This window comes from Chryseobacterium sp. HNCC26DJ240, from assembly GCF_057180485.1.
The window spans coordinates 1-25,086 of sequence record NZ_JBXUGK010000007.1 but is presented as its reverse complement, the minus strand read 5'-3'; the positions used below and the strand labels follow the sequence as shown (position 1 = coordinate 25,086).

General features: G+C 37.8%; 18 protein-coding genes. 9 read left to right on the top strand and 9 right to left on the bottom strand.

The genetic code is table 11. From position 1 onward, the window contains the following. Positions 1-141: 141 nt before the first annotated feature. Positions 142-1,335 (top strand): dicarboxylate/amino acid:cation symporter, encoded by a 1,194-nt coding sequence (locus tag AC2A1G_RS14380; RefSeq protein ID WP_484047608.1) that lies wholly within the window; start codon positions 142-144, stop codon positions 1,333-1,335. A 339-nt stretch (positions 1,336-1,674) separates the two neighbouring features. Here AC2A1G_RS14380 and AC2A1G_RS14375 read toward each other — a convergent pair whose 3' ends face one another. Further along, a complete protein-coding gene (locus AC2A1G_RS14375) occupies positions 1,675-2,064 on the bottom strand; it encodes a DUF779 domain-containing protein (protein ID WP_484047607.1) in 390 nt (129 codons plus the stop codon). A 291-nt stretch (positions 2,065-2,355) separates the two neighbouring features. After that, a complete protein-coding gene (locus AC2A1G_RS14370; protein WP_484047606.1) occupies positions 2,356-3,885 on the bottom strand; it encodes an aldehyde dehydrogenase family protein in 1,530 nt (509 codons plus the stop codon). Between the two features lie 184 nt (positions 3,886-4,069). Between AC2A1G_RS14370 and AC2A1G_RS14365 the strand changes: the two genes are divergently transcribed. Together AC2A1G_RS14365 and AC2A1G_RS14360 are read left to right on the top strand one after the other, a co-directional pair. Beyond that, on the top strand, positions 4,070-4,990 hold the full coding sequence (locus AC2A1G_RS14365; protein WP_484047605.1) for an AraC family transcriptional regulator: 921 nt from the start codon (positions 4,070-4,072) through the stop codon (positions 4,988-4,990). 158 nt (positions 4,991-5,148) lie between these two features. Then, positions 5,149-9,744: a fibronectin type III domain-containing protein gene (locus tag AC2A1G_RS14360; RefSeq protein ID WP_484047604.1), complete on the top strand. Its 4,596-nt coding sequence runs from the start codon at positions 5,149-5,151 to the stop codon at positions 9,742-9,744. Positions 9,745-10,049: 305 nt separating this feature from the next. Here the strand turns inward: AC2A1G_RS14360 and hemL are convergent, their stop codons facing one another. From hemL to AC2A1G_RS14345, 3 genes are all read right to left on the bottom strand, one after another. Continuing rightward, complete coding sequence (hemL, locus tag AC2A1G_RS14355) at positions 10,050-11,324, bottom strand: glutamate-1-semialdehyde 2,1-aminomutase (protein ID WP_484047603.1); 1,275 nt, start codon at positions 11,322-11,324, stop codon at positions 10,050-10,052. 102 nt (positions 11,325-11,426) lie between these two features. Further along, the gene (locus AC2A1G_RS14350; protein ID WP_484047602.1) at positions 11,427-12,476 is read right to left on the bottom strand and encodes a glucosaminidase domain-containing protein; all 1,050 of its coding nucleotides are present in this window, start codon (positions 12,474-12,476) and stop codon (positions 11,427-11,429) included. A gap of 66 nt (positions 12,477-12,542) precedes the next feature. Further along, positions 12,543-13,445, bottom strand: a complete 903-nt coding sequence (locus AC2A1G_RS14345) for a 1-aminocyclopropane-1-carboxylate deaminase/D-cysteine desulfhydrase (protein WP_484047601.1) — start codon at positions 13,443-13,445, stop codon at positions 12,543-12,545. Positions 13,446-13,512: 67 nt separating this feature from the next. Here AC2A1G_RS14345 and AC2A1G_RS14340 point away from each other — a divergent pair, with 67 nt between their 5' ends. Beyond that, the gene (locus AC2A1G_RS14340) at positions 13,513-14,115 is read left to right on the top strand and encodes a hypothetical protein (protein ID WP_484047600.1); all 603 of its coding nucleotides are present in this window, start codon (positions 13,513-13,515) and stop codon (positions 14,113-14,115) included. Between the two features lie 4 nt (positions 14,116-14,119). On the opposite strand, the gene AC2A1G_RS14335 is transcribed toward AC2A1G_RS14340, so the two are convergent. Beyond that, on the bottom strand, positions 14,120-14,449 hold the full coding sequence (locus AC2A1G_RS14335; protein WP_484047599.1) for a hypothetical protein: 330 nt from the start codon (positions 14,447-14,449) through the stop codon (positions 14,120-14,122). Between the two features lie 43 nt (positions 14,450-14,492). Here AC2A1G_RS14335 and AC2A1G_RS14330 point away from each other — a divergent pair, with 43 nt between their 5' ends. Next, positions 14,493-14,675, top strand: coding sequence for a C1orf53 family protein (locus AC2A1G_RS14330; protein ID WP_262148096.1), 183 nt, complete (start codon positions 14,493-14,495; stop codon positions 14,673-14,675). Between the two features lies 1 nt (position 14,676). Then, entirely contained in the window at positions 14,677-15,207 is a 531-nt protein-coding gene (locus AC2A1G_RS14325; RefSeq protein ID WP_484047598.1) for a DUF4136 domain-containing protein, read from the top strand. 73 nt (positions 15,208-15,280) lie between these two features. On the opposite strand, the gene AC2A1G_RS14320 is transcribed toward AC2A1G_RS14325, so the two are convergent. Together AC2A1G_RS14320 and AC2A1G_RS14315 are read right to left on the bottom strand one after the other, a co-directional pair. After that, entirely contained in the window at positions 15,281-16,090 is an 810-nt protein-coding gene (locus tag AC2A1G_RS14320) for a T9SS type A sorting domain-containing protein (RefSeq protein ID WP_484047597.1), read from the bottom strand. A gap of 172 nt (positions 16,091-16,262) precedes the next feature. Next, on the bottom strand, positions 16,263-17,171 hold the full coding sequence (locus AC2A1G_RS14315) for an SPFH domain-containing protein (RefSeq protein WP_484047596.1): 909 nt from the start codon (positions 17,169-17,171) through the stop codon (positions 16,263-16,265). A gap of 234 nt (positions 17,172-17,405) precedes the next feature. Here AC2A1G_RS14315 and AC2A1G_RS14310 point away from each other — a divergent pair, with 234 nt between their 5' ends. From AC2A1G_RS14310 to AC2A1G_RS14300, 3 genes are read left to right on the top strand one after another with little or no spacing between them, the layout of a single operon-like run. Beyond that, positions 17,406-20,252, top strand: a complete 2,847-nt coding sequence (locus AC2A1G_RS14310) for a S8 family serine peptidase (protein WP_484047595.1) — start codon at positions 17,406-17,408, stop codon at positions 20,250-20,252. A 6-nt stretch (positions 20,253-20,258) separates the two neighbouring features. Then, positions 20,259-22,073 carry an amidohydrolase family protein gene (locus AC2A1G_RS14305; RefSeq protein WP_484047594.1) on the top strand — a complete coding sequence of 605 codons (1,815 nt, stop codon included), beginning with the start codon at positions 20,259-20,261 and terminating at the stop codon, positions 22,071-22,073. A 3-nt stretch (positions 22,074-22,076) separates the two neighbouring features. Continuing rightward, complete coding sequence (locus AC2A1G_RS14300; RefSeq protein ID WP_484047593.1) at positions 22,077-23,669, top strand: hypothetical protein; 1,593 nt, start codon at positions 22,077-22,079, stop codon at positions 23,667-23,669. Position 23,670: 1 nt separating this feature from the next. Here AC2A1G_RS14300 and AC2A1G_RS14295 read toward each other — a convergent pair whose 3' ends face one another. Continuing rightward, the gene (locus AC2A1G_RS14295) at positions 23,671-25,026 is read right to left on the bottom strand and encodes a deoxyguanosinetriphosphate triphosphohydrolase (RefSeq protein ID WP_484047928.1); all 1,356 of its coding nucleotides are present in this window, start codon (positions 25,024-25,026) and stop codon (positions 23,671-23,673) included. Between the last annotated feature and the right edge of the window lie 60 nt (positions 25,027-25,086).

The window sequence follows — 25,086 nt, the reverse complement described above, 5'->3', positions numbered from 1 at the left end:
GGTTTAATTTATAGTTATTCTAAAAAGTGGTAGGTATTTAACTTTAATCACAGTTATTCATTTATCATCCATGAAATCAATGGAAAATCAAGAATGAAGAATCGCTTTTATTGACTTATATTTGATCTAAAATCACCAGAAATGCAACAGGTATTAAAAAACTACTACGGAATTCTTCTTTTACTTTTCGGAATTACAGTTGGCAGCATCATCGGAATTGTTGCGCCAAACATTGTAGATTATCTAAAACCATTAGGTGATATCTTTCTGAATTTACTTTTTGTAAGTGTTGTTCCGTTGGTGTTTTTTGCGGTTGCCAATTCAATTGCCGGACTGGAGCAGCAATCCAAATTTGGTAAAATCATGTTAGTAATGTGCTTTACCTTTTTATTTTTCATTATCACGGCTGCAGTTTTCACCATACTTGTAGTTTACTTTTTTCCTGTTTCGGGAGTTTCCGGAAGTAAGGAAATTGTAGAAGAAGTTACCAATAGCGACAGCTGGGGCAATAGAATTGTAAGCTTTTTTACTGTTGGTGAATTTACTCAGTTATTTTCGAGACAGAATATGCTTGCTCTACTGATTTTCTCATTTATGACAGGATTTTCGGCGAGGAAAGCTGGAGAAAAAGGACAAGCTTTCAGATCATTTATCGCATCAGGATATGAAGTAATGAAAGAATTACTGTTGATGATTATGAAGATTGCACCGATTGGTTTGGGAGCTTATTTTGCATATCAGGTAGCAACATTAGGACCTCAGCTTTTCGGATTTTATGCTAAACCTTTAGGACTTTATTACATTGCCGGAATCATTTATTTCTTGATATTTTTCTCACTTTACGCTTTCATGGCAAAGGGCAAGAATGGAATCAAAAGCTTTTGGACAAATGCTATTTATCCTACATTAACAGCCTTGAGTACCTGCAGCAGTTTTGCCACAATGCCTGCCAATTTACAGGCAGCATCTAAAATTGGTGTTCCGAATCAGATTGCCAATTTGGTCATTCCAATAGGAACGACTTTGCATAAAAACGGATCGTCAATGTCTTCAATCATTAAAATTTATGTAGCATTTTTAATTATCGGAAGAGATTTTTTTGATCCTATGAATTTACTTTTAGCATTAGGAATAACGGTTTTTGTAAGTATCGTCGCAGGTGGAATTCCTAACGGCGGATATATTGGTGAAATGTTGATGATTTCAGTATATCAACTACCACAAGAAGCGATTCCTGCAGTGATGATTATCGGAACTTTGGTAGATCCATTAGCAACAGTTTTGAATGCAGTGGGACAGTTGGTGGCTTCGATGTTTGTGAGTAGGTTTGTATGATACGTATTTCACGAATTTGGGCGAATTTAACAAATCGTCTGGTGCTCGCTACATTATTTTAAACTTAAATTTAGCAGAAGATTTTGAACGTAGAAGATCACTTTTTGCGGGAGATAAAATTGCGCACGGATTTCACAGATTTATTGATATTTAAATATGTTTTTATTTTGTTGAAACACGACGTGGTTCTGATGATGCTATCGTTTATTTCCATGGGTTGCACCCACGGCTACTGACATTAAACCCTATCGGGTTTTGTGGGAAGATCAAACAACTTTAGTTATAAAAACAGTCTTAATACTTGGCTCTTTTTCCTTTTTCCCTGGCTCTTTAAAAAACTTACTCACTCCGTTTTACAGGTTCGAGGTTTTCTAATTCTTCAGGCGTAAACAACCGATAATGCACCTTAAAAGTTTTACCCAATGGTGTTTCCAAAGAAAATCCGCCGGGTCCGAAGCCTTCTGAAATGTCTAAATTGAAATGAGAATACTGCCAGTACTCAAACAAATCACGATCAATCCAAAACTCGTGACCATTGACGGTACCAATCATGGCATCGTTCATTCTTGGGAAGTAGCCGCCTTTCTCAAAACATTGGGGTTGCGTACCTTCACAGCAGCCTCCTGCCTGATAAAACATAAGGTCGCCATGTAGTTTTTCGAGTTCCCAAATGACTTCAAGAGCCTTTTCGGTGACGGAAAGTCGTGATACTTTATTCTGTGTTTCCATTTTATTTTTAATTTAAATTTAAGCAAAAACCCGACATTGAAATGCTGTCGGGTTAATTATGCTTTTTTTAAACCTTCAAGGATTTTGAAACTTGAAGGTTTAAATTACTGTCTCTCCCGCGTGAGGGATGGTAAGGGTGGCGAGGAACGAGCCAGTACACAGCAAAGCGGAGTACCGGAACGAAGTGGAGCCCTGAATAGCCCGACCCGCTTGCATTGGCTTGGGAAACGCTGGCAGGGTTTTGAACCCTGCCAGCGTTGGCAGATTGTAAAGGGGCACGCCCAAATTACCTTAGAAGAAACCTAATTTGTTCTTATTGTAAGAAATCAACATATTCTTAGTCTGACGGTAATGGTCGAGCATCATTTTGTGATTTTCTCTTCCTATTCCCGATTGTTTGTAACCTCCAAAAGGTGCTCCCGCAGGATAAGCATGGTATTGATTGACCCAAACCCTACCCGCTTCTATGTTGCGTGGAATGTTGTACAACTGATGCGCATCTCTCGTCCAAACTCCTGCTCCAAGGCCGTAAATGGTGTCATTTGCAATTTTTAAAGCTTCTTCTTCATCTTTGAAAGTGGTGAAAGCCAATACAGGTCCGAAAATCTCTTCCTGGAAGATTCTCATTCTGTTGTTGCCTTTGAAAATGGTCGGCTGGATATAGTATCCGTTTTCCAAGCCTTCCCCTACGTTATTTACATCACCACCAACAAGCACTTCGGCTCCTTCTTCTTTACCTAATTTTATGTATGAAAGGATTTTATCTTTCTGAATTTGGGAAGCCTGAGCACCCATCATCGTAGTTTTGTCAAGGGGATTTCCTACTTTGATTGCTTTTACTCTCTCGATTACTTTAGCAATGAAGGCATCTGCAATGTCTTCCTGAACCAATAATCTTGACGGACAGGTACAGATTTCGCCCTGATTTAAAGCAAATAATACTGCTCCTTCAATGGCTTTATCTAAAAACTCGTCATCCGCATCCATTACCGAGCTGAAGAATACGTTGGGAGACTTCCCACCCAATTCCAATGTTACCGGAATGATGTTTTCTGTTGCATACTGCATTACCAGACGACCTGTTACGGTAGAACCTGTGAATGCCGCTTTGTTTACTTTAGGATTTGTTACTAACGCTCTTCCCAATTCTGCACCGAAACCATTCACAATATTCACAACGCCTGCCGGAAGCAAATCACCGATCAATTCCACTAAAACTAAGATCGATACCGGTGTACTTTCCGCCGGTTTCAGAACGACGCAGTTTCCTGCTGCCAATGCCGGAGCCAGCTTCCAGACTGCCATTAAAATCGGGAAATTCCAAGGGATTATTTGAGCGATAACTCCAAGGGGCTCATGAACGATTAGAGAAACCGTGTCTTTATCCAATTCGTTGTGAGAACCTTCTTCTGCTCTGATCACTGAAGCAAAATACCTAAAATGGTCTACAGCCAAAGGAATATCGGCAGCGAGAGTCTCTCTTACAGCCTTACCGTTGTCGATGGTTTCTACAGTGGCAAGATATTCTAAATTCTGCTCGATTCTGTCGGCAATTTTGTTTAAGATAATGCTTCTTTCAGTTGAAGAAGTGTTTTTCCATGTCTTGAATGCTTCGGTTGCGGCATTCACAGCTAATTCTAAATCTTCTTTTGAAGAGTGAGCTGCCTGGGTGAAAACATTTCCGTCTACAGGAGAAACTACATCAAAGTATTTCCCGTTCACAGGTGCGGTAAACTGCCCGTTGATATAGTTGTTATACTGACCTTTAAATTCGGGCCACTGCAATAGTGTGTCTGATTGATTTTGCGTTGCTGTACTCATTTTTATTTGAATTTTTAAATTTTCTGTTACGCCAAGTTACACTGATGTGTTTTATTTGAATAGCAAAATCGTGCAGAAAAACTGTAAAATCGTGCAGAGATTGAAACTTTATGCTTTAGTTAACATTTCTGTTTGTGATTAAATTTTTATATTTGATAAAGAGCACACCTCAAAAATCATCACAATGCAAGACCATAAATATTTACTGCAAAAACCTGAATTGAAAGTAGAAAATCAGTTGGTAACACTGGTAGAGAATCAGACAAAATTCAATTTAAAGAATTGCGAATTCAGTATTTATGAAACCCACAAATCTGCTTATAATGTAAAACTACACTTTGACACTATTGCTTTCACGGCAATGATCAGGGGTAAAAAACATTTAAAACTGGAGAGCAAAGCCCAGTATTTTGATTATTTTCCGGGAGAAAGTGTCTTAGTATCGCCTGGAGAAACGATGGTGATTGATTTCCCGGAAGCCGATGAAACGCCTTCGCAGTGTATTTCTTTAAGTTTAAATCCTGATTTTATTGAAGATTCTCTGAATCATTTAAACTACCATCTTCCAAAAATTGATGAAAGTTCTAATTGGAATTTAGATTTAAATGAATATTTTCTGTTTAATAATCAATCTTTAGCTTCAGCCACTAGCAACATTATGCGAATTGCGATGGATGATAATTCCCAGAAAGACGTGATGGCAGATTTTGCTTTAAAGGAACTTTTGATAAGATTAATGCAGACTCAGGCAAGGGGAATGGTAGAGAAAAATATTGCTAAAAATAAATCAAGAATTGGTTTTGTAGTAGATTATATCAGAAAAAATCTTCATCAGAAACTTTCTATTGACAATATTGCAAAACTGGCTTATGTGAGCAAATCTAATTTCTTTAAAATGTTTAAAGATGAATTGGGAACTTCACCAAATGATTTCATTTTACAGGAAAGAATCAGCCGGGCAAAAGAACTCTTAGCAAGCCATAACAGCATTAAAGAAACTGCCTTTCAGACGGGGTTTTCAGACGCAAATTACTTCAACAGAGTGTTTAAGCAACTGGTCGGCGACACACCTAAAAATTATCAAAAAAAATACACATTTCTATAATCGCTGATTCATCATCAAGAATTAAATTAAAAACTTACTGATTTCCAATCATTTCTAACTGTTTTAAGAAAAATCCCGCAACGTCTTTTGCAGTGCTCAATTTTTTAATTGATTATTTTTGTTTTAGAAAATAATAATTCAAAAATAATCGTTTAATCATGAAGAAAATCTTTACTTCATTTATGATGCTGTGGCTGGTAACGCAGGCTGGTATGATGAGCCATGTTTACGCTCAGAGTCCTTCCCCATTGCCCTATACGCAGAATTTCAATACTGCTAACGATCTTACCCTGGTGAATGGCAGTGAAACCAACAAGTGGCAACACGGCTCTGCCATCGGAAACACGGGAAGCTCTCTCTATATTTCCGACAACAGTGGTGCAAATAATCAGTACAACGTCAACTCTGCGACCACTGTGCATGCTTACAAGGAGCTTACCATCCCAACCGGATCTACACTTGCTAATTTTAGTTTCGACTGGAAGTCAATCGGAGAGGTTGGCTTCGACTACATGAGAGTTTGGCTGGTACCTGCTACGTTTACTCCAACTGCGGGAACAGCTATCACTACAGGTGGTGGAAGAATTCAGGTGGGCGGAGAATTCAGCAATCAATCGACATGGCAAACCTACGTAATCAACAACCTTACGGTAACGAGTTTTGCAAACAATACCATGAGATTGGTTTTTGAATGGAGAAACGGAAGCAGCCTTGGCACACAACCTCCTGCTGCTATTGATAACATTAATCTATCTTTAGTAACTTGTTTCCCTCCAACGGCTCTTACGACAACGGCAACAACCTCCAATACAGGAACAATTAGCTGGACTGCTCCTGCAACAGCTCCTGCCAACGGATATGAATATTATTATTCTACGACCAATACGCCACCGACGGCAACTACACCTGCTTCGGGAACAAGTACAGGAAACAACACGATTATTAATGGTCTTTTACCTAATACAACCTATTATTTTTGGGTAAGATCTGTTTGTAGTGCAACCGATATCAGCTCTTGGTCTGCTATTGCGAGTTTTACAACTACCCAAGTTCCTGCAACAATTCCTTACACGCAGAATTTCAATACTGCGAATGATTTTGGATTCGTCAACGGAAATCAAACTAACAAATGGGCTTACGGAACTGCAACTGGAAATACAGGAAGCTCAATCTATATTTCAAACAATAACGGAACTGCGAATGCATACAGTACAGGATCTTCTTCTATAACACATGCATACCGCGATATTATAGTTCCCGGAGGAAGCACTATCGCTACTTTTTCCTTTGACTGGAAAGGTCAAGGCGAAAGTACTTACGATTATGTGAAAGTTTGGCTTGTGCCTGTAACCTTCATGCCTACAGCGGGAACTGCAATTACTACAGGAGCTGGAAGAATTCAGGTAGGTGGAATTATGAACCAGCAGGCAACATGGCAGAATTATTTAAATTCAAATTTAAATATCAGCAGTTTTGCAAATACTACAATGAGACTTGTTTTTGAATGGACAAATGACGGAAGTTTAGGAACCCAGCCACCGATTGCTATTGATAATGTTAATCTTTCAATTCCATCATGTGTGATGCCAACTGCTTTAGCGGTTAACAGTATCACGCCAAGTGGAGCAACTATCAGCTGGACAGCACCTACTCCAGCTCCAGCGAACGGATATCAGTATTATATTACAACAACCAATACAGCTCCTACTGCAACTACTCCCCCAACAGGAACTGCAACGGCAACGTCAGTGGTTTTAGGAACTTTAAGCCCAAATACAACGTATTATTTCTGGGTTCGTTCAGTATGTGGAACCACTAGTACAAGTATTTGGTCAGATGGGCCTTCATTTACAACACCTCAGATACCTGCAACAATTCCTTACACGCAAGCTTTTACGGGAGGAAATGATTTCGGATTTGCAAACGGAACTCAAACCAACAAATGGGCTTTTGGCGCAGCTACAGGAAATACAGGCAATTCAATTTATATTTCTAATAATAACGGAACTGCGAATGCTTATGATACAGGATCCTCTTCCATAACACATGCATTCAGAGATATTACAGTTCCTGGAGGAACTACTATTGCTACTTTTTCTTTTGACTGGAAAGGTCAGGGTGAAAGTACATACGATTATCTGAAAGTTTGGCTAGTGCCTGCAACTTTTGTTCCTACAGCAGGAACTGCAATCACGGCAGGAGCAGGAAGAATTCAGGTAGGTGGACTTATGAACCAGCAGGCAACATGGTTGAATTATTTAAATTCAAATTTAAATATTACCAGCTTTGCAGGATCTACAATGAGACTTGTTTTTGAATGGACAAACGACGGAAGTGTAGGAACGCAGCCACCAATTGCGATTGATAACGTGAATTTATCAATTCCGACTTGTATTATGCCTACAGCATTAGCCGTAAGTACAATTACTGCAAACGGAGCTACCCTAAACTGGACAGCACCAACACCAGTACCTACTGGTGGATATCAGTATTTTATTACTACGACCAACACAGCGCCTACGGCAGCAACTACGCCCACGGGAACTGCAACAGCAAACTCTGTAGTTTTAAATAATTTAATTCCAAATACAACTTATTATTTTTGGGTTCGTTCAAATTGTGGTACTAACGGTACGAGTGTATGGTCTGCAGGACCTTCATTTACAACGACTCAGATTCCTGCGACTATTCCTTATATTCAGAATTTTACAGGACCTAATGATTTCGGTTTCAGCAACGGAACTCAGACCAACAAATGGGTTTACGGATCTGCAACAGGAAATACAGGAAACTCACTTTACATTTCAAATAACGGAACTGCTAACGCTTATACAATCAGCTCTACTTCAGTTGTACAGGCTTACAGAGATATTATTGTACCAGCGGGAACTACAGAAGCACAGTTTGGTTTTGACTGGAAAGCTGCCGGAGAAAGCACTTATGATTATTTAAGAGTCTGGTTAGTACCAGCTTCTTATCAGCCTGTTGCAGGTACTCAGATTACCGCAGGAGCAGGAAGAATTCAGGTGGGAGCAAACTATAATTTGCAGACAACCTGGCAAAACTTCCTCAATCCAACACTAAATATTACAAGCTTTGCCGGTACAACTATGCGTGTTGTATTTGAATGGAGAAATGACGGAAGTGGCGGAGCTCAGCCTCCTGTTGCAATTGATAATGTAAGATTATTAGTTTGTAACAACGCAACACCAACGGTAACTGTAGGAACTATAACTCAGAATACAGCAGTATTAAACTGGAATCAGGATGTAAACGGTGCTTCTTACGAGATCAGATACAGACCTGTAGGATCTACCACATGGCTGACTCAATCTGCACCTGCAGCACCTTACCCTGCAACGACTAATACTTTTACATTAACCAACTTGCTTCCTGCTACTCAATATGAAGTAGAAATTGCAGCAGTTTGTAAAAACGTGGCAGGTGTTTATTCACACAATACATTCATCACGAGATGTGATCCAACTCCTCCGAACGTTTTAGTGACCAACATCACTTCAAATTCAGCGTTGGTAACATGGAATCCTTTAGCGGTAAATGCAACTTACGAATTACAGTGGAGAGAAGTAGGAACAACAGTTTGGAATACTCCAACAATTCCTCAACCTCCTTTAAACTCTTATGTTTTAAACGGATTAAATCCGTTCACAACGTATGAAGTAATGGTAAGAAACACTTGTATCGGAGAAACTACTCCAAACCCATGGTCTAGTCCGCAGGTATTTACAACTGTCAGAACCTGTGAAATTCCGCCACCGGGATTGACAATTACTCAGTTGAATCCTACTTCAGCGGAAGTAACCTGGGAACCTTACACAGGAACAGGAGCTACTAACAGTTACATTTTAAGATACAGAAAAGTTGGAATTCCAAGCTGGACTACTATTACTGTAAACAATACGACAACGTACACGATTACAGGATTAATTGAATTAACAAAATATGAAATGCAGGTTGCAAACGTCTGTACGGGAACTCCGGGGAACTTTACACCGCTTTATTATTTCACCACTCCAACCGTTGTGTACTGCCAAATGTCTTCAACGAACTCAGGAGCAGAATTCATTAATAAAGTAACCGTTACTCCTATCAACAGTGCAGCGAAAGAAAATGCTTCCGGAGCATCAACTTACACTGACTTTACTGGAGTTCCATCTACGTATATCACTTTAATTCAGGGATCTCAGGGTAACGTTGTTAAAATCGATAAAACTTCAGCAGCAGGTTCAAACACTGGTGTTGCGGTTTGGATTGACTTCAACAGAAACGGATATTTTGACGTCAATGAAAAAATCCTTTCTAACGGACCGAACAACCAGACCTCTGTGAGTGGTGCATTTACTGTACCTGAAGATGCTTTCGTAAGTATGACAGATTATAAATATGTTGTAATGAGAGTGGCTATGCAGAAAGACGGTATACCTGTAAACTGTACCAACTTTGCTGACGGTGAGGTTGAAGATTACACAGTAAGAATTCAGAAGAAACCTGTGGTGAATGCTTTGGATCAGACTGAAATTATTTTATATCCAAACCCTGTAAAAACGGTGTTAAATATCAAAAACATCAGTGCAAAAGCAAACTACAAGATTTATAGTGCATCAGGACAACTTATTTCTTCAGGATTAATTGTTAACAATAAAATTGATGTTTCAAGGCTTATCAACGGTCTTTACGTCATTGATGTTGTTGATGGAAACATTACTGTTCAGAAAAAATTCATTAAAGAATAATGATTTAAATTTAATCAAACAGCTGCCGTAAAAAGCAGCTGTTTTTTTGACTAAAAAAGATGAAGCCAAAACTGACTTCATCTTTTTTTATATTTGAATTTTTGTTATAAATCTTACAGCGTGCAGCCTGGCAAAGGTTCTCAAAATTATGGATTTCATTTATGGGAAAATCGCTGTTCGCAAAAATTTCTGTAACAACAATGATTTAATTTAAATCAAACAGCTATCGCAAAATCAGCTGTTCTATTCAAAAAAAAGATGAAGCCAAAACTGACTTCATCTTTTTTTCTGTCTCAATTCCAGTATTAAAAAGTTCTTACAGCATCCAGCGTAAGATTGATTTCTGAATCTTTGATGGCATCGCTGATGAAATACGTTTCATACCCACTCGGCGGAAGATAAATTCCGTTTTCCAGCATGTGATGGAAGAATTTATTGAATGTAGTATGATTTGCTTTCTGAGCATCATCAAAATCTGAAACTTGATCAGTATCAAAGAAAACAGACATCATCGAACCTTTTCTGTTGATCTTGTGCTGAATTCCTTTTTCAGTTAAAATTTTACCGATTTCAATATCTAATACTTCAGTTGTTTCCTCGAGTCTGTTGAAAAATTCAAAGTCATTTTTGATAAGCTGAAGCGTTTTCAAACCTGCTCTCATTGCCAAAGGATTTCCACTTAAAGTTCCTGCCTGATAGACGCCGCCTTTTGGAGCAAGGTGATCCATGATTTCGTTTCTTCCTGCAAAAGCACCTACCGGAAGTCCACCTCCGATTACTTTTCCGTAAGTTACAAGGTCTGCTTTTACATTAAATAATTCCTGTGCACCGCCAAAAGCCAGTCTGAAACCGGTCATTACTTCATCAAAAATCAATAAAGCTCCGTTTTCATCACACAAAATTCTCAGTTTTTGAAGAAAATCATTCTCAGGCAAAACACAACCCATATTTCCGGCCACCGGTTCGATGATGATTGCTGCAATTTCGTTTGGATTCTGTTTAAATAACTCCTGAACCTGCTCAAAATCATTGTATCTCACCAATAAAGTATCTTTCGCAGTTCCGGCAGTAACTCCCGGAGAATTGGGGTTACCAAAAGTAGCAGCACCACTCCCCGCCTTTATTAAAAATGAATCTGAATGACCGTGATAACAGCCTTCAAACTTCACAATTTTATCTCTTCCTGTGAAACCTCTTGCCAGTCTCACAGCACTCATACAGGCTTCCGTACCCGAAGAAACCATTCTGATCTGGTCAATATTCGGAACATTTTCTGTGATGAATTTTGCGATTTCTGTCTCCAATTCTGTCGGCGCACCGAAAGAGAATCCTTTCTCAGCCTGAATTTTAAGTTCCTCTAAAACTTCAGGATGCGTGTGACCTAAAATAGCCGGTCCCCACGAATTGATGTAATCTACATAAACGTTGTCATCGGCATCTGTAAGGTAAGCTCCTTTTGCAGATTTCATAAAAACGGGAACTCCGCCTACAGATTTGAAGGCGCGAACGGGCGAATTTACTCCGCCGGGAATATATTGGTATGCTTCATCAAATAAAGCTGAACTTCTCTGGTATCTCATTGATATTTTTTGATAAATGATAAGTGATGAATGATGATTGATGAATTATTTGTGATAGACCAAATTGACTATTCACCATTTACTTTTCACCATTCGATACAACTAATTTCTTGGCTTTTTTGAAATCAGATATATTAACTGTCCTGGTGCGGGCTTTTGGCCTTCATCCATTCTGTTTTTTGCGTAAAGTTTATTAAGTTTAATTCCGAATTTCTGGGCAATATCGTGCATATCTTCATACGATTCGGCTTTGTAAGTAGCAGTATTTCCGTCTGAATTTTTAGATTCAAGGAAGACAATTTCGTTTTTACTTAATTGATTGGTTTTCAACTCATTCCATTTCATCAGTTTTTCTTCACTGATTTTAAATTTGTTGGCAATAAACTGAATATCTGTATCTTCCGGAATAATCACAAATTTTAAACCGCCATTAGGATGACTTTTAATTAAAATAGAATTCAGAATTTCTGATTTGGTCTTCACACGTTCCTTTTTGGGAGCTTCAGCATAAACTTTTTTAGGAGCAGGTGCGGGTTTTGAAACTTTTTTCTTTTCAATAACTTTTGAAGATTCCAGACTTGCCATGTACGCCTGGTCATCTTTCAGGCCGGGATACATTTTGAGAATCGCAAAATTGACTTCTTTAGAATTCACCTGATCAAATTCGTACAATCTGTACTTTTCAATTTTGCTAATGAGAATGCCTGCATATCTAGGATTTGTGGCGTAACCTGCCTTTTTAAGACCATGAGCCCAAGCCTTGTAATCTTTCATATCCAAATTAAAAAGATTGGCGTAATACTTTCTCGTCGCTAAAAAAACTGAGTGATCTTCATAAGACTGTCTTGGGTCGTCATACACTCTGAAACACTCATTGGGAGCGTCGTCTGTATGTTTCATCGTCTTTCCAGTCCATTCTTCTTTACACTTTATTCCAAAATGATTTTTTCCTTCCTGAGCGAGTCGGCTTTGTCCGCCACCCGTTTCCAAAAGCCCCTGTGCAAGCGTGATTGAAGCCGGAATTTTATATTTTTCCATTTCCTCTACCGCATATTGTGCAAACTTTTGGATGTACTGATCATCATTTGCCCAGGTTTGGGCTGAGAATTTAGATAAAACTAAAAGGCTTACGACGGTGAAAAGTCTTTTCATCTTATTATTTTTATTGTTTTAAAAGAAAGATGGAACACTCATGCGTTTCATTTTTCAGATTTAAATTTATATAATTAAATTTCTGTTCTGTTTCTGCAGAAGCAGGTTGGCACCTTCAATTCCCTGCAATCCACCTGTGTGAAAACAGAGAATTTTACTTCCTTCAGGAAAATAATTTTCATCAATCATTTCAAAAACTTTCTGCATCATTTTTCCTGTATAGATCGGCTCCAGCGGGATTTCATATTTTGTTTTAAAGTCATTGATAAAACTGATATTTTCATCACTTATTTTACCATAACCTCCGAAAGCAGCATCAGTTAGATGGAAATTCCTTTTTGAGGTTAATTCCGAAATTTTCTCATCCAATGAAGCATCATCCACTACTTTAAAACCTATAACTTTCTGATTGTCTTCACAAAACTGAGAAAGTCCGGCAACAGTTCCTCCGGTTCCGACTGCTGTGCAAAGATAATCAAAATCTTTTGTATCGTTATTGAGCATCATTTTAATGCCCTGAACAGCGTTTTTGTTAGTTCCGCCTTCAGGAATAATCAGTGCTTCGGGAAATTCCTGTTTTAAAAATTCTGTAAATTTTTCTTTATGCCGATACTCTTCACGGGAAACAAATTTAAGATTCATTCCGTTTCTTTTGGCATACACCAAAGTAGGATTATCACGCCATTTTTGTTCTATTTCCTCGCCCCGGATTATGCCTGAAGTTTTTAAATTAAACTGATTTCCTAGAGCTGAAACTGCTGAAATATGATTTGAATACGCTCCTCCAAAAGTGATGATTAAAGGATTTTCAGGTTTTAGACCTAAATAATTATTGATATTAAAAAAAAGTTTCCAGTATTTATTTCCTGAAATTTCGGGATGAATAAGATCTTCTCTTTTCATAAAGAGCTTCACATTTTTTTCTACCGGAATTTCCACGATGGGAATCTGTATTACGGGAACTTTCATTGATGCAAATTTCTTTATTTTATTTTTAATGAAGAATTTTTATCTTTAGAAATGAAAAACAATCGCTATGAAACTTAAACATTACATTCTTTTGGGAATTCCCTTGCTCGGCATCCTGTTTTATTTTCTGGTTTTTGAGAATAAATGGCAGCAAAAGTCAAAATTTGATGTTCCTGATCAGCAGAACGATAAAATTGTGAATATGTTGAATATTCAGATTGATAAAGAGATTGAAGATCATACACAATCTACTATGTATCCAGGCTACAGTGAAAAAAGCCGACAAACAACCATTGATTTTCTAAAGACCATTAAATCTATTGAAAGCTACGCCCGATACGGTGTTGAGTCTAAAAGAGTCAGAAATAATCTGGAGCTGAAAATAATATTTGATGATGGAACTGTTGCTGAAAAAGTATACACAGGACACAGCTGCAGCGGTTTTTTAGATCCCTGTCTTCTGATGAAAGTTGAATTGCAGAACGGAAAAGTTGTGAGTGTTTTCACAAACGGACAGGAGAAAAAAGGATCTCCGGATTGGATCATCAACGATTTGAATATCTTAATTGAAAAATCAATTTCCTACGACATAGACAGAAATTACGAAGGCTATTTTCCACCCAAAAAGACGCAAAACGATTTCGAAAAAGAATGGGAAAAGCAGAAGTAAAATTTCATTTGATATATTTCCAGAAACCCCACAATTTTCTATTCTTAAGGTAATCCATGTCTCGTTCCATTGCATACGCTTCACGTTCAAAAGATATTCTGCGATAGGCTTTGTGGCTGTTTTTAAGTTTAAAAAGCCAGTAGTAAAATTCAAACAGGTAAGCGATGTAAAAGAAAATAATCAGTAACTCCAACTGCTGCCGCAAATGAATTTTTTCATGGTTGATCAGTATTTTATTTTTCTTATCTTCGGGATTCCTAATAAAAATAAACGGAAAAAGTGTTATGCCACTTATTTTCAAGCGTTTTAGGGGTTTTTGGCATACAATTATCATAAACACAAATATATAGGTTTTTTGAATTTTAGCATTTAACTTTATGGCTCTATTTGATATCAAAGAGAATGAAGACTTTTATTATAACGAACAGGGATATAAAGTTTTTACAGAAAAATTTCATCTGAAGCGCGGCCACTGCTGCAAAAGCGGATGCAGACACTGCCCTTACGGATACGATAAAAAGACAGACACATTTATAAAGATCATTAAAAAAAATAAATAAAATGAAGAAATATATTTTTATTCTACTTGCAGCAAGCCTAAGTCTTGCATCGTGCAGCCCGTTTCAGGTAAGATCAGATTATGCTCAGACTGCTACTTTCAGCAATTACAGAACGTACAAGCTGAGAATTGATGATTTGAAAATAAACGACATCGATAAAGACAGAGTTTTAAATGAGTTATCAAAACAGCTTCAGGCAAAAGGTTTACAGTCTGGTGAAAATCCTGATGTAATCATTAACGTGAAAGCCAATCACAAAAAAATCACTGATATCAACACCACCAATCCGTACGGAGGAATGTGGGGCTGGGGCGGCGGTTTCGGTTGGGGAATCGGGATGAACAGAACCTGGACGAGCAACTACAACGAAGGTGCCATCATAGTGGATATGGTAGATGCAAAAACTCAAAAGCTGGTTTGGCAGGGTATCGGAAGCGGAATTTCTGTTGACAGACCTAAAGCCAAGCAAAAGCAAATTCCTCAGATTATGTCTGAAATTATGGCGAACTATCCTCCGGGAATGAAGAAATAATACAAAACAGTAATCTCTTTACTGAAGAAAGCTGGTCAGATCGACCAGCTTTCTTTTTATAATAAATTCTATTCTACTTTTTAATTATTTTTTCAATAATCGTTTTAGAATTATTTTTAAAAGTGATATTTAAATAATAGATTCCTGCAGAAAAATCCTTGATTGAAATTTGTGCATTAGGATCTTTTACAGTTTTCACAATTCTCCCTGAAGCATCAGCAATAATAATTTCTTTAATTTTTTCAGGATTTGAAATTTCAATAAAATCAGAGGTAGGATTTGGGTAAACTTTTACATTTTTAATAATTTCTTCGTTTACACCTAGATTTGTTTTTGCCTCCCAAACCGCATCATCCCAATAATGTCCAGCCCATGTTGTCCCCGGATTTCGAATCGCCAGTCTCGCCGTTGCCGGAACAGAAGTTGGTACATCCAGAATTCTTTCCGCGGAACTGTCGTAAGTACTGTTAGTAATTGTTAATGACTGTAAAGTAACAAAAGAATTGATGTCATTAGCATCTGTAACATAGCCAAAATCCAATTTTCCCGGTCCCGAATTCACTCTCACCTTAAACTTAAAATGATGAGTTCCGGCATTTACATTGCTTAATTCTGGCATCACAACAATAGAAATCACTCCATTACCGTAACCTGTTTGATACACATTTGATGTACCGGAAGCCGGGGTCGTTGATGAGATAATTTGGTTCCCATTTGTTGTTCTCAAACTGTTCCAGCAAGGTGGAACTACACCCATAGTACAACACGAAAGTGTATCAAAGTTTTCAGCAAAACTGTCAATTGCATTACACTGAGCATTGAAATTCGTAACGCTTCCAAGACTTAAAAAAGTCACAATCGAAAAAGATAAATTTTTAATCATTCTAAATAAAAATAGTTAGGCAAATTTAATTTAATGTTTGAATTTGTTTAACCGATTATACATGACATTTATCAATTCGAAAATAATTAATATCAAACACAAAAAAGACGGACAATTTTAAAAAGTCCGTCTGATAATATTTACTAAGATTCAGAATATTGCCAAACTCTGATTATTTTTTAGGTGGAAGATTTAAATCATCCAGATTTTGCGTGGCAGCCATGGAAACCACTAAATCATTCAACATAGAACTTGCTGCAGTTGGTGAATTTGGTAACAATACCAAATTACTTCTGTTATTAGCTCCGATAGACTGAAGGGTATCATAATGCTGCGTAACCACGATTAGTGCAGAAGCTTCCTGAGGTTTGATATTCACAGAATTCAGCATGTGCACGGATTCCTGAAGACCTTTGGCAATTTCTCTTCTCTGGTCTGCAATCCCCTGCCCCTGAAGTTTTTTGGATTCTGCTTCAGCTTTTGCAACAGCAACAATTCTGATTCTTTGTGCTTCAGACTCATATTCCGCAGCTGTTTTTTCTCTTTCCGCAGCGTTGATTCTGTTCATCGCATGTTTCACCTGCTCATCCGGATCAATATCAGTCACCAAAGCTTTGATGATATCATATCCATAACTTTGCATTGCTTCCTGCAATTCACTTTTCACCGCAATAGCGATATCATCTTTTCTTACGAAGACATCGTCTAATTTCGTTTTTGGAACTTCAGCTCGCACAACGTCAAATACATATGAAGTAATCTGATTTTCAGGATTTTCCAGACGGTAGTACGCATCCTTTACATTTTCCCGGATAACCTGATACTGTACTGAAACTTTCATTTTAATAAAAACGTTATCCAAAGTTTTGGTGTCTATAATAACATCCAGCTGCTGGATTCTCAGATTCAGACGTTTCGCAATCTGATCGAGAAAAGGAATTTTCAGATGTAAACCTGCGTGGCTTACTTTCAGGAATTTACCCAACCTTTCCACAACTGCCGCAGACTCCTGCTTTACGGTGAAAAACGAAGCAAATAAAGTGATCAGTCCAAAAAAGACTATAATACCTAAATAAATCATACAATATTTTTTAATAGTTAGTCTTTAAATATACACAATAATTATTTTTTTTACGAATTTTCAGCAACATACTTTTATTTTTTATATATTTGAGAAAACAATAACCCAAAAACTAAACATCGAGCAACTGCACAATTTCATGTTCATATGAAAATTGAATTTCCGGCTTCCAAAACCGGAAAAGACTATAAAAATTCCGATTTTTTTTAAATAAAACTAAACACCAAACCACTTATGTCTTTCCAGTTAAACATTCTGGATGAAGCATACGAAAGATTTACCGATGCCACCCGGAAAATAGAAACCATCAAAAAAGGGATTCAGGAAAACCGTAACGGAGAAAAATCACTCACAGACTTACAATCTGATCCTGAAGCTTTGGCCCGAAGAATTTCGGCCGAACATACTTCTATACCTGATGCATTAGAAAGAATCAATGGTGTTCCTAATTTTCAGGACATCCATATTCTCAATAAAATCTTTAAAATTGCTGAATCTGTAGGAAGAATCACCATCAAAACCCGATACGGAAATACGGGCTACGGAACAGGATTTCTGATTGCTCCGGGAATTCTGATCACAAACAACCACGTCTTTCCTGATCAGGATACTGCCAAAAACTCTACGGTGCAGTTTTTCTATGAAATGGACGGAGAAAAAACCTCGAAACGTACCCTTTCCTTCAATTTCGAACCTGAAAAATTCTTCATCACTTCATCATTCAAAACCACAGAGGAGAATCCGCTCAACGGTCTGGATTTTACAATAGTTGCCGTTTCAGAAAGGTCGGATGAGGGCAAAAGTATTTCGGAAGTACCTTACACATCACTCAACGAAAATTTGGGTAAAATCATTGACGGAGAAAGCTGTGTTATCATTCAGCATCCCAAAGGAGATTACAAAAAAATCGTGATGAAAGACATCAGAATGCTCACGCTGAAAGATGATTTTCTGATATACGAATCAGACACACTTCCCGGCTCTTCAGGAGCGGTTGTGATTGGTTTGGGCACCGGAGAAATTGTTGCACTCCACCACAGCAGTGTTCCGAGAAAAAATGCTCAGGGACAAATTCTGAGAAAAGACGGTGGCGTTTACAGCAATGGCGATCCCGATGAATCGATCGACTGGATGGGAAATGAAGGGGTAAGAATCAGTTCGATCATTAAATGCATCCGGAAATTTAAACTTCCCCAAAGTATGGAAGCATTCAGAGATTCTGTGCTTAGAAGTTCATTTACAAAACAGGAAAAAGAGACAGAATCTGATCTTGAAGAAAAAAAACATCCAAATCCTGAAAACATCATGAAAAATTCAGAAAATACGGTTATCAATCAAAGTGTAAATATTCTGCAAAGTCCTTCATCAGATTCAGATGCGGCGCTTCAATATTTTGAAATTGAACTGGTCAATATTCAGACGATGCAGGATGATTGGGTGGATAATTATCAGAAATTAATTCCTGAAATCGTAAGTAATGAGCCTGTTTTTCCGTTTTCAACTTCAGAATCTCAAAGGAGTATTTATTATGTGACTGTAAAATCTTCGGAAAATCCATGGGAAATTTCAGCAAAACTGGAAGCTTTACCTCAGATAAAAAATGCAAACCCGGATCTACCGATGGAAACAGATATGCAGTTCCCCAGCGGCAGCAATATTCATGTCACAGAATCTGATATTTTGGAAACCATGAAAACCAGCAATGTTGTGGAACGTGAAGATGATTTTAAAACAAAATGGAATGCTTCACACTATTTTGATATTAAAACAGATACAAAAGAAGAAAGACAACGCGGCTGGAATCGGATCGCAGTTGGATTAACCACAAACAATGGATCTGTCGATTTTTTAAATGATGTTGAAACCGATGCTGAAACGATTTTAGAAAAAATTATAAAATCTGAGAAAGGAAATTTTGAAGAAGTAAAAAAACGGCTTAAAAATTTAAAATTAATTCAGCTTGATACAGGTTATACCGATCATTCAAAGGTAAAAGGAAGATTTAATTATGAAAATGATGAAGATTTTATCGACGGTTCAGACGCTCGCGACGAAATGGTAAAAGGACTTCTGAAACATCCCGGGCACGGAACCCGCACAGCAAGCATTATCTGCGGTGGAAAAATGAATTACAAAAGCGACGGAAACTATGGCATTTTAACTGATAAAAACAAGGAACAGTTAATAGAAGTCATCCCCTACCGGATTGCAGAATCTGTTGTTTTGATCGGAAGAGGAAAAAACCTGGTTGATGCAGTAAATCAAGCGGTGAATACAGGCGCAGACATTCTTTTCATGTGCATGGGAAGTTATCCGAGACTGATGATTTCCGAAGCTGCAAAATCTGCCTACGAAAACGGAATTATCTGGTGTTGTGCCGCCGGAAATGAGGTGGAAACCATCGTTGCTCCTGCCCTCTATCCCGGAACAATTGCCGTGGCAGCCATCAATCCTAACCAAAAACCATGGCGAGGAAGTAGCTACGGAAAAGCGGTTGACATTGCTGCTCCTGGAGAAGATGTTTACGTACCTTCAATGGATAAGGAAAAAAATGAAATCATGGCGTACGGAAGCGGAACAAGTTACGCAACACCGCATGTAGCCGCCGCTGCCGCACTTTGGAAAGCCAAAAATTTTGATGAAATCTATAAAAAATATCAGTTCCCATGGCAGATTGTCGAAGCCTTCAGAACCTGTCTGAAAAATTCAGTTTTCAAGCCGGACAGTTGGGATACAGATAATTATGGAGCCGGAATTTTGGATATTTCCAGTTTACTAAAACAGAAACTTCCGGAAGCTAAGGATTTGCAGCATGCCTACACCAATTTCAGACAGACAGAATGGGATCTCGGTATTCGTGAAGGTGTTCATTTTCTCTGGAAGACTTTGATTAAAAAAGTAACTCCTGGAAAACAATTTGAAAGTGATATGAGCGAAATGATGATGACCGAAAGAGGAAGAATTGCCGTTTCTGCTATCACAGGAAATACCGTTTCGAGCGTATTTGAATCAGATTCAGGGAACTCTGCGCACGATTCTGAGAAGATCTTAAAAATGTATTTTGACAGCTACAAAAACTAAAACACCATGACTTCATACTTTGATTTACATCTGCATCCGATTTTCAAAAATCACATCTGCAATTATGATGAGACACTTCCAAAAGTCACAAAAAGCGTAAAAGATTACACACAGCCGATCAGAATGACCAATGTCATTACCAATGTTCTGGACGATCTTCTGCTTCATATACTTAAAAGTCAATGCTCTGTAACGCAATGTGACAAAGGAAATCTGAAATTTGCCGTTGCCGGAATCTGCAATCTCGAATATGGTTTTGCAGACAGCAAAGGCTTGTTTGGAGGAATTTTAAAAAGTAATTTTTCCAATCCTTTGGATAAAAAATATTTCGATAAAGTTCGGAACGGTGAAGTTTCCTATTACCGTCTGATGCTGATGGAACTGAGTGTTTTCCGTTTTCTGCATGATCAGAATGTGATCAATTTTGCCTCAAGAAATTCCCCGAAACGGAACAATGGCAAAATGGAAATCTGTTTCAGTCTCGAAGGAAGCCACAACATCAGCAAATATCTTGTTGGAAATGCTTCAAAACTGGATTTTGAAAAAGACAGAATTATTGATGAAGAATCAGGAAAAATGCTTTCGCAGGATGATTTGTGGAAAGAACTCGTTCCCGCAAACAACGGAAACTGCAACAACAATGACCCTTACCGAAGTACCGATCCCGACTGTCTTCCACACCACAGCCAAAACCCCGCAGAAAATTTTGAATATTTCTATCACAGCCTTTCAAAATCAGGAATGGATCTTTTTTACCTGACTGTCACACATTTAACCCACATCAAAGAACAGGTTTTGGCAACCCACGCTTTTGGAATGAAAATGCTGAAACACCCTTCATTTTTTCCTTTCGGAAATGGTTTTACCAATCTGGGATATCAGATGCTTCAGAAATGTTTTACCATGACAAATCATCTGGGAGAAGCACGACCTGTTTTAATTGACATTAAACATTTAGGCCTGAAATCGAGACAGGATTTATATGAATGGAGAAAAAAGTTTTTAACAACAAAATTCCCCAAAGGCAGTCCGGATTATACTAAAATCCCGTTGATTGCTTCACACATCGGCGTTACCGGCTACAGTGTCAACGAATGGAAAAATGCTTTGGAAACCGACAAATGCAAGGTTTATCATTACAACGGTGCCCGTGCAGTTTCGGTGGAAACCAAAAGAAAACCTTCCGGAAAATGGGGTTCGTCCATCAACAACGATTTCAGTTTTAATCCGTGGTCGATTAATTTAATGGATGAAGATATTATTGAAATTTTAAAAAGTGGCGGAATTCTAGGGGTAAGTCTGGATGTAAGAATTCTCGGTTTTCAGTCTAAAGTTGGTTTAAATATGGCCGGCGACGAAGAATATCTGAGTACACCGGATTTTCAAACCCATTTCCCGCAAATTTCAGTTAAAAATCTCCGTACTGAAACTATGGAATCGATGATGGAGCAGGAAAGCTGGTTGGTTCCAACTAAGGAAGAACGCCATCCGCTGGTGTTCTGTTTTAATGTAATCCATATCATTCAGGTTGGAATTGTACGGGTTGGAATGAGCGAGCCATGGAAAAACATCTGCATCGGAAGTGATTTTGACGGATTGATTGAACCCTTAAAAATATGTCCCGACGCATCATCTCTGGATGAACTCGAAGCCAATCTTCACAAATGGCTTTTGATCGCAGAAAAATCCTACGTGGATCAAAACGGCGGAAAAGCTGTACTTGCCGACAAACCTCAAAAGGAAATCAACAAAATCATCACCGGAATTATGGGACAAAACGGAATTGATTTTTCAGAAAAATGGAAGAATAATTTTCAGTAAACCATGGAAAAGAGAACGAATTTCAAGAAATGGAGTATCATTTTGGGTACAGTTTTCCTGCTGATTTTATTGGCGGTCTTCATCTTCATTCCCTGTCCCACTTCGTCGCAGAAATTATTTTTCAGGGTAATTTTAGCTTTGGCGGCAGCGGCTTTTGCGGCAACGATTCCCGGAAGTTTTAAATTTGATAATAAAATTGTTTCCGCCAGTGGTGCCATCGCTGTTTTCGCTGTCGTTTTTCTTATAAATCCTCCCGGCTGGCAGGATTCTGATTGTGATCTAAGAAATATGAAAGCCACAGTTTTTGTTGATGGAAAGCCCACTCAGGACGTTCAAATTATTATTCCGGATATCGGACAAAAGTTTGTGACGGATGAATTTGGCAATGCAAACATCGAGTTCTCAAATTCTCAGATTAAATATCCCTCGAATATTATTTTCCGTTTTAAAAATGAGGTTGACAGCACTTTTGCTATTCAAAATTTTGAAAAAAAGATGACATTTAAATTGATTTCCAACAAAAAAATTAAGACAGATTTTTCCGGAAATAATATGAATTTTGAATACAATGACATCAATATTAACCTGTCTCTTTTAGATTTGAAAACGAAAGCCACTGAGGCACTTGAAGATCCCTCCATCTTTTCCGGCGATTTCGATTATACCAATTATCATTTTAAACAGCATCACGACACGATTGAAATCTATCCTTCATCGAAACTTATTGCGGAACAGAAACCGGGCGGAATTGTAAAAGGAAAAAGTGCTTACGAAGGCGGTTTCATCGATTATTTTAATGTTTACTTTCCTCAGTTTGACATCAAGATCACCAACAATTCTGATGATGCAATTTTCTTTGACAGAATTGATCTGAAAATTATCGAAAGCAGTCCGAATAACGCTCCTGTGCTTGTTCCCGGAAAACACGATAAATTCACTTTGAACAACGTCGGCTTCGGAACTGCAAAAAATTTAAAAATCCAGTTTAATACTGTTCCTAACAACCAAAAACCCGACTGGAACAAACCTTTTGAATCAACAGTAAATATTTCCGAATTAAGACCAGGCGGAAGTGTTGACTTAGACGAAAAATTCATTGATAATGTAAGTTTAAAGAATATCGACCGCCGTTTTTTCGAAAAAGATTTTGACAGATACAATCGGTTTTACTACAACGAAAATGTGATTAAAGTTGCAAGGCTGAAGAATATCGATTTTGTCGACAAAGGTGCCAACGTCTACGGAACTGTAACGTATCTTGATGACAAAAATAAAACTCAGGAAATTCGCTTCAGTACGCCGATTGACATTTACCGTGAAGGTTACGGTGCCGGATTTGAATTTTCTGCCAATTACAATGCGGAACTCAGATCACAAGAGAAAAATTATGTCCTCGACATCCCGATTTCAAATGCTTTAAAACCCAAAGATTTCGACAGAATATCGCTTCTCTTGGGTGCAAAACAATCGGGAATTCACACTTTTAAAATTGTATTTTCCTATCACAACAAAACGATCGAACTGCCTTATGTTTTTAAACTCGACCTTTTCAACATCTATGGAAACCGTGAAAATATGAAGAAAGTTAAACTTTAAATTACATCGTCATTCCAATATCAATCCCTTTGATTTTTCTGTATAAATCAGTCGCATAGTTATCTGTCATCCCCGAAACAAAATCGATCACGCCCAAAACCTTCTGATAATCTGAACCTTCTTCATAAACAAACTGTTGCGGAAGAAGTTTCAACGCCATTTTATCATAAGATTTAATCTCATTTTTGGACTTTAAAACTGATGGAATAAAGTGATCTAAAAGTTCATACATTACGTTGTATCCGGCGTTTTCAATCTCAACAACCGCTTTATGATTGTAAATTTTATTGATAGAAAAAGTTTCAATATCCTTTAAAGTGTTTTTTTCAGATTTATAAATATCGAGTAAGGCTTTATCTAAACTTCCGTCAAGAATTTTGCTGAAATTGGCTTTATAAATTTCCAATGACTGATTAATTAAAGCGTTAATAACTTTGGCTCTTAAATAAGAAATTCTTTCGTTTTCGTTTGAAATTAAACTTAGTTTATCTTTTACTTTTTTGATGTCATCTGTTTCAGACTTCACGAGTTCAAAGAAAAGATTTTCGCAGTCGGCGGTCGATACAATTCCCAAACGGTGTGCATCTTCCATATCTATAATGTTGTAGCAAATGTCGTCAGCTGCTTCTACCAGCCACACGAAAGGATGTCTTTTGAAAATATACGGTTCATCATTTTCCTTTACAAGCTGGGTTGCTTCAGCAATTTTCAGAAAAGTATCTTTCTCATTCTGGAAGAAACCAAATTTCTTGCGGTGAAGAATTTTTTTATCTCTGGCAACGGCTTCACAAGGGTATTTGGCAATGGCAGAAAGTGTAGAATAGGTCAATTGAGTTCCGCCCAAATCTTTGCCTTGCTGCTGATGCGTCAGAACACGGATAGCATTGGCGTTTCCTTCAAAATTCACCAGATCTGCCCATTCTTTTGCATTGAATTTATCTTTAATCTGATTTTCATTTCTATCGAAATAGCTGGCAATTGCATCTTCGCCCGAATGTCCGAAAGCCGGATTTCCAACGTCATGACAAAGACAGGCTGCGGCAATTACGTTGCTGAGATTATGAGTGTAAAAGCTTTTTGAATCTTCGGTCAAAACGGATTCGAAATTTTTAACAATAAAATCCCCGATAATACTTCCCAAACTTCTTCCTACAGAGGAAACTTCAAGTGAATGCGTTAATCTGTTGTGTACAAAAACGCTTCCGGGAAGTGGAAAAACCTGAGTTTTATTCTGCAGTCTTCTGAAGGCAGAAGAAAATATAATTCTGTCGTAATCTCTCTGAAAATCGGTGCGGGAGGCCGCTGTATTTGGATTGTTGCCGGTACGCTGACTGGTAAAAATCTGATTCAAATTCATCATTTTTCAAAATTAAAGTAAATTTTATTTTTAAAGGAATAATATTTGACTTTTTATAGA

Bases quoted from the DNA above. Each gene is read 5' to 3' on its own strand.
- AC2A1G_RS14380 (WP_484047608.1), top strand. From the start codon at position 142: ATGCAACAGGTATTAAAAAACTACTACGGAATTCTTCTTTTACTTTTC.
- AC2A1G_RS14375 (WP_484047607.1), bottom strand. From the start codon at position 2,064: ATGGAAACACAGAATAAAGTATCACGACTTTCCGTCACCGAAAAGGCT.
- AC2A1G_RS14370 (WP_484047606.1), bottom strand. From the start codon at position 3,885: ATGAGTACAGCAACGCAAAATCAATCAGACACACTATTGCAGTGGCCC.
- AC2A1G_RS14365 (WP_484047605.1), top strand. From the start codon at position 4,070: ATGCAAGACCATAAATATTTACTGCAAAAACCTGAATTGAAAGTAGAA.
- AC2A1G_RS14360 (WP_484047604.1), top strand. From the start codon at position 5,149: ATGAAGAAAATCTTTACTTCATTTATGATGCTGTGGCTGGTAACGCAG.
- hemL (WP_484047603.1), bottom strand. From the start codon at position 11,324: ATGAGATACCAGAGAAGTTCAGCTTTATTTGATGAAGCATACCAATAT.
- AC2A1G_RS14350 (WP_484047602.1), bottom strand. From the start codon at position 12,476: ATGAAAAGACTTTTCACCGTCGTAAGCCTTTTAGTTTTATCTAAATTC.
- AC2A1G_RS14345 (WP_484047601.1), bottom strand. From the start codon at position 13,445: ATGAAAGTTCCCGTAATACAGATTCCCATCGTGGAAATTCCGGTAGAA.
- AC2A1G_RS14340 (WP_484047600.1), top strand. From the start codon at position 13,513: ATGAAACTTAAACATTACATTCTTTTGGGAATTCCCTTGCTCGGCATC.
- AC2A1G_RS14335 (WP_484047599.1), bottom strand. From the start codon at position 14,449: ATGATAATTGTATGCCAAAAACCCCTAAAACGCTTGAAAATAAGTGGC.
- AC2A1G_RS14330 (WP_262148096.1), top strand. From the start codon at position 14,493: ATGGCTCTATTTGATATCAAAGAGAATGAAGACTTTTATTATAACGAA.
- AC2A1G_RS14325 (WP_484047598.1), top strand. From the start codon at position 14,677: ATGAAGAAATATATTTTTATTCTACTTGCAGCAAGCCTAAGTCTTGCA.
- AC2A1G_RS14320 (WP_484047597.1), bottom strand. From the start codon at position 16,090: ATGATTAAAAATTTATCTTTTTCGATTGTGACTTTTTTAAGTCTTGGA.
- AC2A1G_RS14315 (WP_484047596.1), bottom strand. From the start codon at position 17,171: ATGATTTATTTAGGTATTATAGTCTTTTTTGGACTGATCACTTTATTT.
- AC2A1G_RS14310 (WP_484047595.1), top strand. From the start codon at position 17,406: ATGTCTTTCCAGTTAAACATTCTGGATGAAGCATACGAAAGATTTACC.
- AC2A1G_RS14305 (WP_484047594.1), top strand. From the start codon at position 20,259: ATGACTTCATACTTTGATTTACATCTGCATCCGATTTTCAAAAATCAC.
- AC2A1G_RS14300 (WP_484047593.1), top strand. From the start codon at position 22,077: ATGGAAAAGAGAACGAATTTCAAGAAATGGAGTATCATTTTGGGTACA.
- AC2A1G_RS14295 (WP_484047928.1), bottom strand. From the start codon at position 25,026: ATGAATTTGAATCAGATTTTTACCAGTCAGCGTACCGGCAACAATCCA.